Source organism: Kitasatospora sp. NPDC087314, from assembly GCF_044744365.1.
Taxonomy (GTDB): domain Bacteria; phylum Actinomycetota; class Actinomycetes; order Streptomycetales; family Streptomycetaceae; genus Kitasatospora.
The window spans coordinates 606,286-622,191 of the sequence record NZ_JBIUYE010000002.1 but is presented as its reverse complement, the minus strand read 5'-3'; the positions used below and the strand labels follow the sequence as shown (position 1 = coordinate 622,191).

The 15,906-nt window shown below is 74.4% G+C and carries 11 protein-coding genes; all 11 read left to right on the top strand.

The features are described from left to right. Positions 1 to 2: 2 nt before the first annotated feature. The 11 genes from ACIO5E_RS06410 (at position 3) to ACIO5E_RS06360 (ending at position 15,893) form a co-directional block, all read left to right on the top strand. The gene (locus ACIO5E_RS06410) at positions 3 to 4,646 is read left to right on the top strand and encodes an amino acid adenylation domain-containing protein (protein WP_400664371.1); all 4,644 of its coding nucleotides are present in this window, start codon (positions 3 to 5) and stop codon (positions 4,644 to 4,646) included. Positions 4,647 to 4,698: 52 nt separating this feature from the next. Then, positions 4,699 to 5,469 (top strand): thioesterase II family protein, encoded by a 771-nt coding sequence (locus ACIO5E_RS06405; protein WP_400664369.1) that lies wholly within the window; start codon positions 4,699 to 4,701, stop codon positions 5,467 to 5,469. A gap of 250 nt (positions 5,470 to 5,719) precedes the next feature. Next, positions 5,720 to 7,264: a tryptophan halogenase family protein gene (locus ACIO5E_RS06400; RefSeq protein WP_400664367.1), complete on the top strand. Its 1,545-nt coding sequence runs from the start codon at positions 5,720 to 5,722 to the stop codon at positions 7,262 to 7,264. A 30-nt stretch (positions 7,265 to 7,294) separates the two neighbouring features. Beyond that, a complete protein-coding gene (locus ACIO5E_RS06395; RefSeq protein WP_400664365.1) occupies positions 7,295 to 8,563 on the top strand; it encodes a cation:proton antiporter in 1,269 nt (422 codons plus the stop codon). A 5-nt stretch (positions 8,564 to 8,568) separates the two neighbouring features. Continuing rightward, the gene (locus ACIO5E_RS06390; protein ID WP_400664363.1) at positions 8,569 to 9,063 is read left to right on the top strand and encodes a flavin reductase family protein; all 495 of its coding nucleotides are present in this window, start codon (positions 8,569 to 8,571) and stop codon (positions 9,061 to 9,063) included. A gap of 46 nt (positions 9,064 to 9,109) precedes the next feature. After that, positions 9,110 to 10,783 (top strand): 2-isopropylmalate synthase, encoded by a 1,674-nt coding sequence (locus tag ACIO5E_RS06385; protein ID WP_400664361.1) that lies wholly within the window; start codon positions 9,110 to 9,112, stop codon positions 10,781 to 10,783. A gap of 39 nt (positions 10,784 to 10,822) precedes the next feature. Then, entirely contained in the window at positions 10,823 to 12,244 is a 1,422-nt protein-coding gene (locus ACIO5E_RS06380; RefSeq protein WP_400664359.1) for a PLP-dependent aminotransferase family protein, read from the top strand. Between the two features lie 89 nt (positions 12,245 to 12,333). Next, entirely contained in the window at positions 12,334 to 13,356 is a 1,023-nt protein-coding gene (locus ACIO5E_RS06375) for a 3-oxoacyl-[acyl-carrier-protein] synthase III C-terminal domain-containing protein (protein ID WP_400664357.1), read from the top strand. Further along, positions 13,353 to 13,634: a phosphopantetheine-binding protein gene (locus tag ACIO5E_RS06370; protein ID WP_400664355.1), complete on the top strand. Its 282-nt coding sequence runs from the start codon at positions 13,353 to 13,355 to the stop codon at positions 13,632 to 13,634. The genes ACIO5E_RS06375 and ACIO5E_RS06370 overlap by 4 nt, the downstream gene beginning before the upstream one ends. Then, a complete protein-coding gene (locus ACIO5E_RS06365) occupies positions 13,618 to 14,781 on the top strand; it encodes an acyl-CoA dehydrogenase family protein (RefSeq protein WP_400664353.1) in 1,164 nt (387 codons plus the stop codon). Before ACIO5E_RS06370 ends, ACIO5E_RS06365 begins: the two co-directional genes overlap by 17 nt. Further along, positions 14,778 to 15,893: an HAD-IIIC family phosphatase gene (locus ACIO5E_RS06360; protein ID WP_400664351.1), complete on the top strand. Its 1,116-nt coding sequence runs from the start codon at positions 14,778 to 14,780 to the stop codon at positions 15,891 to 15,893. Before ACIO5E_RS06365 ends, ACIO5E_RS06360 begins: the two co-directional genes overlap by 4 nt. Positions 15,894 to 15,906: the final 13 nt, after the last annotated feature.

Below are 15,906 nucleotides of genomic sequence, written 5' to 3'. Positions count from 1 at the left end.
ACATGAGTGAAGTCCAGACGTCCACGTCCCGCCAGGACCGCATAGCGGCCCTGCCCGAGCACCTGCGGGCCCTGCTGCGGGACCGGCTGGCGGGCGCCGAGGCGCCCGCCCCGGCGGCCGCCGCGAGCACCGCGCTGCGCCCGGTCGACCGCGGCCGCCCGCTGCCGATGTCCTTCGCCCAGCAGCGGATGTGGTTCCTGTACGAGTTCGACCCGCAGGCGGTCGGCTACAACTCCTCCTTCGCGCTGCGGCTGCGCGGCGAGCTCGACCACGCGGCGCTGCACCGCGCGCTGGCCGCCGTCGTCGGCCGGCACGAGGCGCTGCGCACCACCTACGACCAGGTGGACGGCGTCCCGGTGCAGATCCCGCACCCGAGCGTGGACATCCCGCTGCCGGTCGTGGAGGCCGGCGGCGGGACGGCCGAGGACCGCGAGGACGAACTGCTGCGGCTGGTCCGCGAGGAGGCCGCCCGGCCCTTCGACCTGCGGACCGGCCCGGTGCTGCGGACCCTCCTCGTGCGGCTCTCCGAGCGCGAGCACGTGCTGGTCCTGAGCATCCACCACATCGCGCACGACGGCTGGTCGCTGTCGATCGTCACCCGCGAGCTCGGCCAGTCCTACGCGGCCGCGCTGCAGGGGCGCGAGGCGGACCTGCCCGCCCCGGGGCCTCAGTACGCGGACTACTCGGTGTGGCAGCGCGAGCGGCTCTCCGACGGGCGGCTCGACGAGCAGCTCGACTACTGGCGCAAGCAGCTCGACGGCGTCCCCGTCCTGGAGCTGCCGACCGACCGGCAGCGCCCCGCCGTGCCCACCGGGGCGGGCGCCTTCCACGAGTTCAGCGTCCCGGCCGAGACCGTCGCCGGGCTGCGCGAGCTCACCGAGTCCGCCGCGGCCACGCTGTTCATGACGCTCACCGCGGCGACCCAACTGCTGCTCGCCCGGCTCTCCCGGCAGGAGGACGTCGCCGTCGGCACCCCGGTGGCCGGCCGCGACGAGCCCGAACTGGCGGACCTGGTCGGGCTGTTCCTCAACACGCTGGTGCTGCGCGCCCGGACCGAACCGGGCCTCGGCTTCCGGGAGTTCCTCGGGCAGGTCCGCGACACCGTGCTGGCCGGCTTCGACCACGCGGAGGTCCCGTTCGAGCGGGTGGTGGACGCCGTCCAGCCCGAGCGCGACCCCAGCCGGATGCCGCTCGCCCAGGTGCTGATCGTCCTGCAGAACGCCCCCGAGGCGGTGCTCGACCTGCCGGGGCTGACCATGGAGCAGCTCGCCCTGCCGCAGGCGAGCACCGGCTTCGACCTCGTGGTGGCCTTCGAGGAGCGCCCCGACGGCAGCCTCTGGTCGGCGCTGGAGTACAGCACCGACCTGTACGACGAGGACACGGTGCGCCGCTTCGCCGGCCACCTGACCACCCTGCTCGGCTCGATCGCCGCCGACCCCGACCAGGAGCTGGGCCGGCTCGACCTGCTCAATCCGAAGGAGCACCACCGGCTCACCGTCGACTGGGCCCGCAACCCGGTGGCCTTCCCCGAGCAGGACCCGGTGCACCTGCTGGTGGCCAAGCGGGCCGCCGAACGCCCGGACCAGCTCGCGGTGGTGCGCGGCGACGAGCAGCTCAGCTACGCCGAACTCGACCGCCTGTCCGGGCTGTTGGCCCAGGTGCTGCGCGAGCGCGGCACCCGCCCCGGGGACGTCGTCGGCATCTGCTGCGAGCGCGGCCCCGCCCAGGTGGCCGCCACCCTCGCGGTGCTCAAGGCCGGCGCCGCCTTCCTGCCGCTGAACCCGCGCTTCCCGGCCGCCCGCCGGGAGCTGATGCTGAGCGAGACCGGCGCCCGGTTCGTGTTCACCCAGCGCTCGCTGGCCGCCGACTTCGCCGGATCGGCCGATTCCGCCGCCTCCGCGGCCGAGCCGCTGGTCCTGGAGGACCTGCGCCCGCAGCTCGACGCGCACACCGGAGCGGTGCCCGAGGGCCTGCCGGTGGCGCCGGACGCGCTCGCCTACATCGTCTACACCTCCGGCTCCACCGGGACGCCCAAGGGCGTACTGCTGGGCCACGGCGGCCTGACCAACATGATCAACGCCTCGCGGCTGATCGTCGGCACCGGCCCCGACAACACGGTGTGCCAGCTCTCCTCGCCCAGCTTCGACGGCGCGGTCTGGGAGACCTTCCTGGCCCTGGTCTCCGGCGCCGTCCTCGCCATCCCGGCGAACGAGTCCGAGGCGCTCGGCGGCGAGCAGCTGCGCACCATGGCGGCCGGCCGGCCCACCGTCCTCGGGCTGCCGCCCGCGGCGCTGGCGGCGGTCGAGCCCGAGGCGCTGCCCGCCGGCTCGGTGGTGCTCGCCGTCGGCGACCGCTGCCCGGTCGGCCTGGCCCGCAAGTGGTCGCGGGTGCACCGCTTCATCAACGGCTACGGCCCGACCGAGAACACCGTCGGCGCCACCATGTTCGAGGTCCGGGCCGAGGAGGGCGGCACCCGGCTGTCGATCGGGCGGCCGCTGCCCAACACCGAGGTCTACCTGCTGGACCCGCACGGCAACCCGGTGCCGGCCGCCGTCACCGGCGAGATCCACCTCGGCGGCCGCGGCGTCGCCCAGGGCTACCTGGGCCGCCCGGAGCTGACCAGCCAGCGGTTCGTCCCGCACCCCTTCGACGACGACCCCAAGGCGCGGCTCTACCGCACCGGCGACCTGGCCGCCTGGCTGCCGGACGGGCGGATCGACTTCCGCGGCCGCGTCGACGACCAGGTCAAGGTGCGCGGCTTCCGGGTCGAGCCCGGCGAGATCGAGGCGGCCATGCAGCGCCACCCCGCCATCGAGCAGGCCGCCGTGGTGGTGCGCGAGAGCGACCGCGGCAAGCAGCTCGTCGGCTACCTGGTCGCCGCGCCCGGCCACGACCAGGGCGAGACGGTCCGCGCGGTCCGCGCGGCGCTGACCGAGGAACTGCCCGCCTTCATGGTGCCGGCCGCGCTGATCCCGATGGAGCGGCTGCCGCTCACCACCAACGGGAAGGTCGACCGGGACGCCCTGCCGGACGCCCGGGCGGCGCTGGCCCGCGTCGTCACCCCGCCGAACGGCCCGGTGGAGACCGCGCTGGCCGCGGTGTTCCGCTCGGTGCTGGGCGTCGAGGACGTCGGCGCCGAGGACGACTTCTTCCTGCTCGGCGGCGACTCCATCCTCTCCACCCAGGTGGTCGCCCGGGCCCGTCAGGAGGGCCTGCACTTCACCGCCCGGGACCTCTTCCAGCACAAGACCGTCGCCGCGCTCGCCAAGGTCGCCGGGACGGGCGACGCCGGGCCGGCCGAGGAGGACCCGTACCGCACCGGGCCCGTCCCGCTGACCGCCGTGCAGCAGTGGTTCTTCGAGCACCACACCGTCAACCCGGACCACTTCAACCAGTCCCTGCTGTTCGAACTCGTCCCGGGCACCGACGTCGAGGCCCTGCGCACGGCCCTGGCCGCGCTGGTCGCACAGCACGACATGCTGCGCGCCCGCTACACCCGCGACGGCGCCGGGGTCTGGTCCCAGGAGGTGGCGGAGCAGGCCGACGGGTGCTGGGACTTCCGGCTGCTCGACCTCGCCCGTGCGGGAGACGACGTCGAGGAGCGGCTCACCGAGGCGTTCCGGCAGGCCCAGCGGGGCCTGCGGCTGGCCGACGGGCCGCTGCTGCGCGCCGTCCTGGCCGACCTCGGACCGGACCGCCCGGCCCGGCTGTTCCTCACCGCGCACCACCTGGTGGTGGACGGCGTCTCCTGGCGCGTCCTGCTGGACGACCTGCGCTCGGCCTACGCCGATCTGACGGCCGGCCGGCCCGTCCGGCTCGCCCCGCGCTCCACCTCCTTCGGCCAGTGGTCGCGCCGGCTGCGCGAGCACGCCCTGGCCGGCGGCTTCGACGACGAGCTCGCGCACTGGCGGGCGCTGCCCGCAGCCGTCGAGCAGTCCGCCGGGGAGCCCGTCGGCACCGGCCGGTTCGGCGACCGCCGTACCGTGCGGCACACCCTGACCGTGGACGAGACGGAGGCGCTGCTGCGCCGGGTGCCCGGCGCGCTGCGCGCGCAGGTCCACGAGGTGCTGCTGACCGCCCTCGCCCAGGCGCTCGCGGCCCAGGGCCACGCCGGCGACGGCGGCACCGTGATCGACCTGGAGGGGCACGGCCGCGAGGAGATCCTGGACGGCGTCGACCTGTCCCGCACCGTCGGCTGGTTCACCACGATCTACCCCGTCCTGCTCGACGTGCCCGCGGACCTCGCGCCGCCCGCCGCCGTCCGGACGGCCAAGCGCCGGCTGCGCGCCGTGCCGCGCCGCGGCATCGGCCACGGCGTGCTGCGGCTGGCGGCGGACGCCGCCGCCCGGGAGGACCTGCGGGTCCCCGCCCCCAGGGCCCGGATCGGCTTCAACTACCTCGGCCAGTGGGACAACCAGCTGCCCGAGGGGGACCGGCTGATCCTGCGTCACCTGGACCACGGCGGCGGCGACCACGAGCCGGCCGAGACCCGGACCTACGAGCTGGACGTCGCCGCCGCGGTCGAGGGCGGCCGGATGGAGCTGTCCTGCGTGCACGCGGGCGGCCGGTTCGACGACGCGGCCGTCACCGCCCTGCTCCAGGGCATGCACGAGGCTCTGCGGGCGATCATCCGGGCCTGCGGATGACCGGCCGCACCGGTAACCCGGCCCCGCGGGGCCGACGGCAGAAAGGGACCGAGTGAACGACCAACCCTGGCTGGTGATCCCCCGGCCGCGCCCGGAGGCGACCCGGCGGCTGGTCTGCCTGCCGCACGCCGGCGGCAGCGCCGGCTTCTACCGGCCCTGGGCCAACCACCTCTCGGCGGCCGTCGAGCTCCAACTCGTCCAGTACCCGGGGCGGGAGGAGCGGATCGAGGACCCCTTCGTCGACGACGCCGAGACCCTGGTGGCCGAGCTGACGCAGGCGCTGCTGGAGACCGACCGCCCCGGCGTCGAGACGGTCGTCTTCGGCCACAGCATGGGTGCGCTGCTCGCGTACGAGACCGTGCAGTCGCTGCACGCGCACGGCCTCCCGGTGGCCCGGCTGGTGCTCTCCGGGTACCCGCCGCCGCAGGCGCCGAGCGGAACCGGTGACGCGGCGGCCGGGCGGGCGCCCGCCCGGCCGCGCGGCGACGACGACCTGCTCGCCACCGTCGCGGGCCACGGCGGGACCCAGATGGCGATCTTCGACGACCCGGACATCCGGGAGATGGTCCTGCCGATCCTGCGCAACGACTACCTGCTGATCGACTCCTACCGGCCCACCGCGCTGCGCCCGGTGGACTGCGGGGTCGTGGTGTTCACCGGGGACTCCGACGTCACGGTGAGCGTCGAGCGGGCCCGGGGCTGGGAGGCGCTGGCCGGCAAGGAGTTCGCCTTCCACGTGCTGCCCGGCGGGCACTTCTACCTGACCGCGCAGCGGGCCCGGGTGATCTCGCTGCTGCACGACTACCTGCTGGACGGGGACTGAGCGCCGGCCCGTCCGGGCCCGCGCCACCCCGCCGAATTCCGGCGACTTCCGCCGAACAGATGGCACCCCCAACCACCGGGTGCCATCTGTTCGGCATGTCGGAAAACTCCCGGCGAAGGCCCGGGCGGCGCTGGAGTGCGTGTTTCCGCTGAGACTTAAAAGCCTGTTTCCGATGGCGCCGCTGTCGGAGGATTTCGAGCCATGGGACAGCCCGGGCCTCCGGGTTGAACGACCGCTGAGAGGGTCAGGAATGCTGGGCAACGTCGTCATCGTCGGTGGTGGGACATCCGGTTGGATGGCCGCCTCGTACCTGCGCGCCGCATTCGGCGATCGCATTTCCGTCACGCTGGTGGAATCCAAGCGAATCAAGTCCATCGGGGTCGGTGAGGCGACCTTCAGCACCGTCCGGCATTTCTTCAACTACCTGGGCCTGCCGGAGCACGTCTGGATGCCCAAGTGCAATGCCACCTACAAGCTGGGCATCCGATTCGAGAACTGGCGGCGCAAGGGCCACTACTTCTACCACCCCTTCGAGCGCCTCCGGGTCGTCGACGGCCTCCCGCTCACCGACTGGTGGCTGAACAGCCGCTCCGGCGACCGCTTCGACCAGGACGTGTTCCTGATGGCCGCGATCTGCGACGCCGAGAAGTCCCCGCGCTACCTCGACGGCACCCTCTTCGAGCAGGACTTCAAGGAGGGCGGCGACTCGGCCGAGCGCGACACCCTCACCGAGCAGGACACCCAGTTCCCGTACGCCTACCAGTTCGACGCCTCGCTGCTGGCCGACTTCCTCTCCGAGTACGCCACCGAGCGCGGCGCCAAGCACATCGAGGACGACGTCGTCGAGGTCGTCCAGGACGAGCGCGGCTGGATCAGCGGCGTCCGCACCAAGGAGCACGGCCTGATCGAGGGCGACCTGTTCATCGACTGCACCGGCTTCCGCGGCCTGCTGATCAACCAGACCCTGGAGGAGCCGTTCACCTCCTTCCAGGACACCCTGCCCAACAACCGCGCGGTCGCGCTGCGCGTCCCGGTCGACATGGAGAAGCGCGGCCTGCGCCCGTGCACCACCGCCACCGCCTCGGACGCCGGCTGGATCTGGACCATCCCGCTGTTCGGCCGCATCGGCACCGGCTACGTCTACTCCGACGAGTACACGACGCCCGAGCAGGCCGAGGCCACGCTGCGCGCCCAGATCGGCCCGGACGCGGAGGGCCTGGAGGCCAACCACATCAAGATGCGGATCGGCCGCACCCGCAACGCCTGGGTCAACAACTGCGTCGCGATCGGCCTGTCCAGCGGCTTCGTCGAGCCCCTGGAGTCGACCGGCATCTTCTTCATCCAGCAGGGCATCGAAGAGCTGGTCAAGCACTTCCCGGACGCGAACTGGGATCCGGCGCTGCGCCGCTCCTACAACCGCATCGTCGGCAACACCATCGACGGCGTGCGGGAGTTCCTCGTCCTGCACTACAAGGCCGCGGCCCGCGAGGACAACGCCTACTGGCGGGACGCCAAGACCCGGGTGATGCCCGACGGCCTGGCCGAGCGGATCGAGCTGTGGCGGGCCAAGCCTCCGACGGAGGCCACCATCTTCCCGCACTTCCACGGGTTCGAGTCCTACTCCTACCTGGCCATGCTGCTCGGTCTCGGCGGCATCGAGCTCAAGGCCGCGCCCTCGGTCGCCCTGCAGGACTCCACCCTCGCGGAGAAGGAGTTCCAGCTCCTGCGCGACCAGTCCGCCGAGCTCGTGAAGCGCCTGCCCAGCCAGTACGAGTACCTCGCCCAGATGCACTGACCCGTTCGGCTCCCCGAGGAAGGAGGCACCATGGACAGTCTTCCGTACGTACCGGCCGCGGTGACGCTCGCTCTGCTCGTCCCCGTGGCACTGCTCGGACGCCGCCTGGCCAAGCTGCTGCGACAGCCTGAGATCGTCGGCGAGATCATGGCCTGCCTCCTGCTCGGTGCGCTGCTGGCCAGCCAGTGGCACTGGAAGCCGGCCACCATGGACGGCGGGGCCGTCCTGGAGAAGGCGGGCCACCTCGGCCTCGCGCTCTTCCTGGTGGGCGCCGTCCACGAGATCCGGGCCGGCGGCAGCCGGCTCGGCGGGCGGACCATCGCCCTGACCGCCACCGGTTCGCTGCTGCTGCCGCTCGGCTGCGGCGTGGCGTTCGCCGCGTGGGTCCTGGCCGACGGCTCCCCGGCCCTGCGCGGCGGCGCGCCGGCCGGGGTGCTGGTCCTGATGCTGGCGATCGCCCTGGCCGTCACCGCCGTCCCGGTGCTGGCCGGCATCCTGGACGACCGCGGCATGCTCAACACCGCGATCGGCCGGCTCTGCATGGCGGTCGCGGTCTCCATCGACGCCGTCACCTGGTCGCTGCTGGCGATCGCGGTCGGCCTCTCGCACGGTGGCGGGAAGATCACCCCGTACCTGGTGTTCGTCGTCGGCCTGCTGGGCGCGTGGGCGATCCGCCGGACCGGCGGCCTCCCGGGGCCCCGGGCCTGGGCCGAGCGGATCCCGGTGGCGGTGCCGATCGGGCTGACCACCGCCGCGGCGGTGGCCGCCGCCCTGACCACCTCGCGGCTGGGCCTGACCGACGTGCTCGGGGCCGTCCTGGTCGCACTCGCCCTCCCGGGCGACAACGGGACCGGGCCCTGGACCAGGGCCGCCAACACCGTCGGCGGCTGGGGCCGGTTCGTGCTGCCGCTGCTGTTCACGGTGACCGGCATGGGCCTCGCCTCGGCACCGCTCAGCGTGTTCTCCTGGCAGGCCGTCCTGCTGTCGGTCGCGCTCGCGATCTTCGGCAAGCTCGTCGGCAGCTACTTCGGCGCGCGGGCGGCCGGCCGGCCCCCGGTGGAGTGCATGCGGGTCGCGGTGTTCCTCAACGCCCGCGGCCTGACCGAGCTCGCCGTCCTCCAGACGGGCTACCAAGCCGGGATCCTCACGCCGGCACTGTTCCTCGCCCTCGTCGTGATGGCCCTGTTCACGACGGTGCTCAGCGGCCCGCTGCTGTGGGCCATCGACCGGCGCACGGCGGCCGCGGACGCGGACGCGCCCCGGACCGCGGAGCCGGTCCCCTACCCAGTCGAGCGGTGAATCACGTGGAACTCGTCACCTCAACCCCCTCCGACTTCCGGACCTTCATGGCCGGCTTCCCGAGCGGCGTCTCCATCGTCACCTCGCTGGACGACACGGCCCGGCCCTGGGGCATGACCTGCTCCGCACTGTGCAGCGTCACCGTCGAGCCGCCCACGCTGCTGGTCGGCATGCGGGCGGAGAGCCCGACCCTGAAGGCCGTGCTGCAGAGCGGCGCGTTCGCGGTGAACCTGTTGCACGCCGACGGCCGCGGCACCGCCGAACTGTTCGCCTCCGGTGACCCGGACCGGTTCGACGCCACCACCTGGCGGCTGCCCCCCGGCGCCGGCGGACCCCACCTGGTCCGCGACGCCCACGCGGTGGCCGACTGCCGGGTCGGCCAGGTGGTCCCGGTCGGCGGCCAGCGGATGGTGTTCGGCGAGGTCGTCCGGATCACCGAGCTCAGCGACGCACCGCCGCTGCTCTACGGGAGGAGACAGTTCAGCACCTGGCCCGCCTGACAGAGCGTCCCCACAAGACCCCCCAGACCACCGTTGTGGAGGAGAGATGACCGCTCAACCCACCGACGCGGACACACCGCAGGGCGTACCCGCCCGCGACCAGGGCATCCAGCGCCACAGCGCGATGCCGGTCCGGAAGTACCGGCCCTACGAGGCGGTCGGCCTGCCCGACCGCGGCTGGCCGGGCCGCCGTGCGGAACAGGCCCCGCTGTGGTGCAGCGTCGACCTGCGCGACGGCAACCAGGCCCTGACGGACCCGATGGACATCGCCCGCAAGCGGCGGATGTTCGACCTGCTGGTCGACATGGGGTTCAAGGAGATCGAGGTCGGCTTCCCCACCGCCTCCCAGGACGACCACGCCTTCCTGCGTCACCTCGTCGACGCCGACGCGATCCCGGACGACGTCGTCGTCCAGGTCATGACGCCGATCCGCGACGACTTCATCGAACGCACCGTCAAGGCCCTGGAGGGCGTGCCGCGCGCCGTCCTGCAGATCTTCCACCCGACCTCGGAGGTCCAGCGCCGCCTGGTCTTCCGCAAGGACCGCCGGCAGACCACCGCCATGGCGCTCGACGGCGCCGAACAGGCCCTCAAGCTCCAGGACTCGATCCCCGGCACGGAGATCTACCTGCAGTACGCGCCGGAGTCCTACACCCAGACCGAGCCGGACTACGCGCTCGAACTCTGCAACGCCGTCCTCGACTTCTGGGCCCCGCGGGCCGCGCACACCCTGCGGATCAACCTGCCCTCCACCGTCGAGGTGTTCCCGCCGCAGGAGTTCGCCGACCGGATCGAGTACACCCACCGCAACCTGCTGCACCGCGAGCGCACCATCCTCGGCGTGCACCCGCACAACGACCGCGGCAGCGGCGTCGCCGCCGCCGAACTCGCGGTCCTCGCCGGGGCCGACCGGGTCGAGGGCACCCTCTTCGGCAACGGCGAGCGCTCCGGCAACGTCTGCCTGGTCACCCTGGCCATGAACCTGTTCTCCCAGGGCGTCGACCCGATGCTGGACCTGCGCGACATCGACGGCATCCGCCGGATCGTCGAGAGCTGCAACCAACTGCCCGTCCACGCCCGCCACCCGTGGGCCGGCGACTTCGTCTACACCTCCTTCGCCGGCTCCCACCAGGACGCCATCGCCAAGGGCCTGCGCGCCCGCGAGGAGTCCGGCCAGGACGTCTGGGACGTGCCGTACCTGCCCATCGACCCGCGCGACATCGGCCGCGACTACCAGGCGTTGATCCGGATCAACACCCAGTCCGGCAAGGGCGGCATCGCCCACCTGCTGCGTACCGAGCACGGCATCGAACTGCCGCGCCGGCTCCAGATCGACTTCGCCGCCGAGATGCAGGCGGTCTGCGAGGAGCTCGGCGGCGAGATCACCGGCGAGCAGCTGTGGGAGCACTTCGTCGAGCGGTACGTGGCGCTGGGCACCGAGGTCGCGCCCGGCCTGCCGGAGGCGGAGCCGCTCGTGGCGACGCCCGGGGCGGCCGCCGCGGCGGTGGCCGGCTACGGGCTCGACGCCGTCGTCCAGGGCCTCGCCGTGGCCCGGGCCGGCGCGCCGCTGGACGCCGTCACCGCCGCCCTCGAAGTCGTCGTGGACTCCCGCTCGTACTGGGGGGTCGGCATCGCCGACGAGGAGGGCGAGGCCGTCGGCCGGGCCGTCCGCGCCGCGTGCCTGCGGGCGCTGCTGGACGCCGAGCCGACCGGACGCTAGGGCTTGCCGCAGCCGGGGGCGGGGGAGGAGGAGCCAAGCATGCCCTGGAACACCTTGATCGACGTGGCGCGGGAGGACGTGCTCCCGCTGACCGCCCAGATCCGGGACGGCATCAAGCGGGAGATCGCCGAGGGGGCGCTGCACCCCGGCACCCGGCTGCCGTCCAGCCGTCAGCTCGCCGAGGACCTCCGGGTCTCCCGCAGCGTCGTCGTCGAGGCCTACGGGCAGCTCGTCGCCGGCGGCTACCTGGAGGCGACCCGGGGGTCGGGCACCCGGGTCGCCACCCACTTGGACCGGGGCACCCGGATGCCGACCCTGCTCAGCGACGCCCGCCCCGCCCCGGTGGTCCGCTGGGACCTGCGGGCCGGCGGCGCCGACGCCTCCGCCTTCCCGCAGCGCGAGTGGCTGGCCGCCTACCAGCGGGCCGTGCGCCGGCTCGGTCCGCGCGACCTCGGCTACCCGCCGGTGTCCGGGGTCCCGGCATTGCGTGGCGAACTCGCCCGCTACCTCGGGCGGGCGCGCGGCGTGCACACCACCCCCGAACACGTCATGGTGGTCTCCGGCTTCGCCCAGACGCTCGGCCTGGTCTGCGCCACGCTGCCGCGCACCGGCCTCACCGCGCTCGCGGTCGAGGACCCGTGCCACCCCCAGCAGCGCCAGTTCATCGTCGAGTCGGGCCTGGACTGCCCCTCCGTGCCGGTCGACGAGCACGGCATCGACGTGGCCGCGCTGGCCCGCACCGGCGCCCGCGCGGTGCTGGTCACCCCCGCCCACCAGTTCCCCACCGGGGCCGTCCTCAGCGCCGAGCGGCGGGCCGCCCTGGTCCGCTGGGCGGAGGACGTCGACGGCTGGATCATCGAGGACGACTACGACGGCGACCTCTGGCTGGACCACGGCCGCCGGCCCACCGCGCTGCAGCGGCTGGCCCCGTCCCGGGTGCTCTACGCGGGCACCGCGAGCAAGTCGCTGGCGCCGGGGATGCGGCTGGGCTGGCTGGTCGCCCCGCCCCGGCTGCGCCGCCGGCTGGAGGAGGTCCGCGCCCAACGGGACCTCGGCTGCGACGTGTTCACCCAGCACGCGTTCGCCGAGGTGCTGGACAGCGGCGAGCTCGACCGGCACCTGCGGCGCCAGCGCGAACGGCTGCGGGCCCGCCGGGAGGTCTTCCACGAGGCCGTCCGCCGCCGGCTGCCCGGGGCCCGGATCATCGGCGCCTTCGCCGGCCTGCACGCCTACGTGCAGCTCCCGCACCGGGTGGACGAGGCCGCGCTGGTGGCCCGGGCGCTGCGCCGCTCGGTGCTGGTGCGCGGCGCCCGCTCGTACCACCACCGGTCCTGGCAGTCCGGGCCGGCCCTGGTGGTGGGCTACGCCGGGGTGCCCCGCAGCGGCGTCGCCGAGGCGGTGCGCGAACTGGGGGAGGCCTTCGCCGAGTCGGCGGCGGACGGCTGCCTGCGCAGTGCCTGAACCGCGGCCCCGGACGGAGCGCGGCCCCGGACGGAGCGTGGCGGAGTGGTCGGAGTGGTTCGAGTGACACCGGAAAGTGAGGACACGTCATGGTGACGACGAGGACGGGTGGCGCCCCCGCGCCGCTCGCGGTCCGGGCGGCGGCCTGGCACCTCCCGGAGCACCGGGTGCCGGTCGGCGAGCTGCCGGAAGTGGCGGGCCTGGACGCCGAGCGCAGGACCGTCCTGGCCGGCCTCGGGATCGACACCGTGGCCGTCGACCGCGACCTCGGGCCGACCGGGCTGGCCGAGCGGGCGGCCCGCAGCGCGCTCGCCCGCGCGGGGCTCGCCGCGCAGGACCTGTCCGCCCTGATCGTCGTCGACTCCCGGGCCCCCGAGACCCTGCTCAGCTCCGAGGCGACCCGGCTGCAGGCCCGGCTCGGCGCCGAACAGGCCGTCACCTTCGGGGTGGGCGGCCTAGGCTGCGTCTCGATCGGCCCGGCCCTGCTCGCCGCCCGCGGGCTGCTCGCCGCCGACCCGGACGTCCGGCACGTCCTGGTCGCCCACGCGTCCACCCCGGCCACCCCCGGCCGCTACCGGCACCCCGTCACCGTCAACGGCGACGCCGGGCAGGCCCTGCTGCTCGCCCGCACCGGCCCGGCGCGGGTGCTGGACCTGGTCCAGGAGACCAACGGCGCGTACTGGGACCTCTTCCGGGTGGACTACCGGGACCGCCCCTGGGAGAGCTGGCAGGAGGAGTGCCGGGATCTGCCCGGCTACTCCTTCCGGCTCGCGGTGGAGACCAGGAACCGGCTCGCCGCGCTCCTGGACCGCCTGCTGAAGCGGCACGGCCTGGACCGCGCCGACATCGCCGGATACGCCAGCCAGAACCTCTCGGCGGGCGGACTCCGCTTCCTGGCGGAGTCGCTGGGCGTCGAACTCCTGCCGGAGTGCCGGGAGAACCTGGCCCGGTACGGCCACCTGGGGCCGAACGACGTCTTCCTCAACCTCTGGACGGCGCTGGCGAACGGGCGGCTGGCCGAGGGCGACCGGGTCGTCCTGGTCAACGTCAGCCCGGTGGCGGCATGGAACCTGCTGCTGGTGGAAATCGGACCCTGGGAGAGCACCGCGTGACCGACACGGCTATCGAGATACGGGAGTTCCTGACCGTCGCGCTGCGCCGGCCGGTGGCACCGGACGAGGACTACTTCGCGCTGGGGCTCGCGGACTCGCTGTTCGCGCTGGAGCTGGTGGTCTTCGTCGAGGAGCGGTTCGACATCCGGATCGAGGTCGACGACCTCGACCTGGACTCCTTCCGCACCGCCGAGCGGATCGCCGCGCTGGTCGAGCGCAAGCGGGCCGGCCTGGCCGCCGGCGGGGAGACGGGGGCCGGCCGTGCCGCCCGCGGCTAGCGCCACCCGGCCCTCCCCCCAGGACGCCCCGGCCGCCGCCCTGGTCGAGGCCGCGGCCGAACTCGCCGCCGCCGTCCGGGGCGAGGCCGGAAGCTGGGACGAACACGGCGCGCTCCCGGACGAGGCCGTCCGCGCGGTGGCCGCCGCCGGACTGCTCGGCCTCGACCTGCCCGCACACCACGGCGGCGCCGGCGCCACCCCGGTCCAGCTGGGCGAGGCCGTGGCGCACCTGGGTGGCGTCTGCGGCGCCCTGCGCGCACTGCTCACCGTCCAGGGCATGACGGCCGCGGCGCTGCTGCGCTGGGGCGGGGAGGCGCAGCGGGCCCACTGGCTGCCCGCCCTGGCGTCCGGCGACCTCCTGGCCGGCTTCGCCGCCACCGAACGGGAGGCCGGCAGCGCGCTCGCCGAGGTCGGCACGAGGATCGAGGACGACGGCGAGCAGCTGGTCGTCACCGGCGCCAAGCGGTGGGTGACCTTCGGACAGAGCGCCGACGTGTTCCTGGTGCTGGGGCGCACCGACGCCGGCCCGACGGCCGTCCTGGTGGAGGGCGACCGCCCCGGGATCGTCCGCGAGCCGGTCACCGGCCAACTGGGCCTGCGCGCCGCGCGGATCGCCCACCTCACCTTCGACCGGGTGCGGGTGCCCCGGGAGAACCTGGTGGCGCCGCCCGGGCTGGGCCTGACCCACACCGCGGCGGTGGCGCTGGACCACGGCCGGTTCACCGTGGCCTGGGGCTGCGTCGGCATGGCCGAGGCCTGTCTGGCGGACACCGCCGAGCACGCCGCGCGGCGGGTCCAGGGCGGCGCGCCGCTGGCCGACCACCAGCTGGTGCGCTCGCTGCTCGCCCGCTCGGCCGTCGACGCGGCGGGCGCCCGGGCGCTGGCCGAGCGGGCCGCCGAGGCCCGGGCCGGTTCGCCGCTGGGCGCCGCCACCGAGACGGTGGTCGCCAAGTACGCGGCGGCCGGCGCGGCGAAGGCGGTCGCCGACCGGGCCGTCCAGGTCCTCGGCTCGGCGGGCTGCGAACCCGGCAGCCGGGCGGGCCGGTTCTACCGGGACGCCAAGGTGATGGAGATCATCGAGGGCAGCCCGCAGGTCGCCGAACTGCACATCGCGGAGCGCCTGTTGCGCCAGGGGGTGCGCGGATGACCGGGCCGGACCGGCCGACGGTCAAGGTCCTGGTCTGGGACCTCGACGACACCCTCTGGGACGGCACCGTGCTGGAGGGCGACGACCCCGCGCCGTTCCCCGCCGCGACCGCCGCGCTGCGGGCGCTGGACGAGCGCGGCGTCCTGCACGCCGTCGCCAGCCGCAGCGATCCGGCGATCGCCGCCGCCCACCTGGAGCGGCTCGGACTGTACGAGCTGTTCACCGTGCTGGAGATCGGCTGGGGTCCCAAGTCGGGCGCGGTGCGGCGGATCGCCGAGGCCATCGGCATCGGACTGGACACCGTCGCCTTCGTCGACAACGACCCGGTCGAGCGCGCCGAGGTGGCCGCCGCCCACCCGGTGGTGCGCTGCTACCCGGCCGAGGAGGTCGCCGCCCTGGCCGAACGGCCGGAGTTCCGGCCGGAGTTCGTCACGGCCGACGCCCGCCTGCGCCGCCTGCGCTACCGCGGCGAGGCCCGCCGCGAGCAGGCCCGGGAGGAGCACCAGGGCACTCCCGAGGAGTTCCTGGCGTCGCTGGGCCTGGAATTGACGATCCGTCAGGCCTGGCCGGACGACCTCGCCCGGGCCCACGAACTCACCGTCCGCACCCACCAGCTCAACACCACCGGCCGGACCTACGGCCTGGCGGAGCTGCGCGCGCTGTGCGACTCGCCCGACCACCGGGTGCTGGTCGCCGAACTGACCGACCGGTTCGGTGCGTACGGCACCATCGGCCTCGCGCTGAGCGAGCGGACCCGGCACCGGGAGGGCGACGGGCCGGACGGGCCGGCCGAGGTCCTGCGCCTGCTGCTGCTGTCCTGCCGGGTGATGTCCCGGGGCATCGGGCCGGCGCTGATCGGCCACGTCGTGCGCGCCGCCCTCGCCGAAGGACGCCGCCCGCTGGCCGAGTTCGTCCCCACCGACGTCAACCGGGTGATGCTGGTGAACCTCCGGTTCGCCGGGTTCACCGTGGTCGGCCAGGAGGAGGGTGGCCGGCTGCTGCTCGGCTACCCGGCCGCCGCCCCGCCGCCCCCGTCGCCGGGCCACCTCCGGCTGCTCACCCCGGGCCCGGGGGCGACCCCCGGTCCCCACGATCCGTGCACCATGCCGTGACCAGGAAGGACGC

Coding starts and splice junctions, on each gene's coding strand:
- ACIO5E_RS06410 (WP_400664371.1), top strand. CDS start 3: ATGAGTGAAGTCCAGACGTCCACGTCCCGCCAGGACCGCATAGCGGCC.
- ACIO5E_RS06400 (WP_400664367.1), top strand. CDS start 5,720: ATGCTGGGCAACGTCGTCATCGTCGGTGGTGGGACATCCGGTTGGATG.
- ACIO5E_RS06395 (WP_400664365.1), top strand. CDS start 7,295: ATGGACAGTCTTCCGTACGTACCGGCCGCGGTGACGCTCGCTCTGCTC.
- ACIO5E_RS06385 (WP_400664361.1), top strand. CDS start 9,110: ATGACCGCTCAACCCACCGACGCGGACACACCGCAGGGCGTACCCGCC.
- ACIO5E_RS06380 (WP_400664359.1), top strand. CDS start 10,823: ATGCCCTGGAACACCTTGATCGACGTGGCGCGGGAGGACGTGCTCCCG.
- ACIO5E_RS06375 (WP_400664357.1), top strand. CDS start 12,334: ATGGTGACGACGAGGACGGGTGGCGCCCCCGCGCCGCTCGCGGTCCGG.
- ACIO5E_RS06360 (WP_400664351.1), top strand. CDS start 14,778: ATGACCGGGCCGGACCGGCCGACGGTCAAGGTCCTGGTCTGGGACCTC.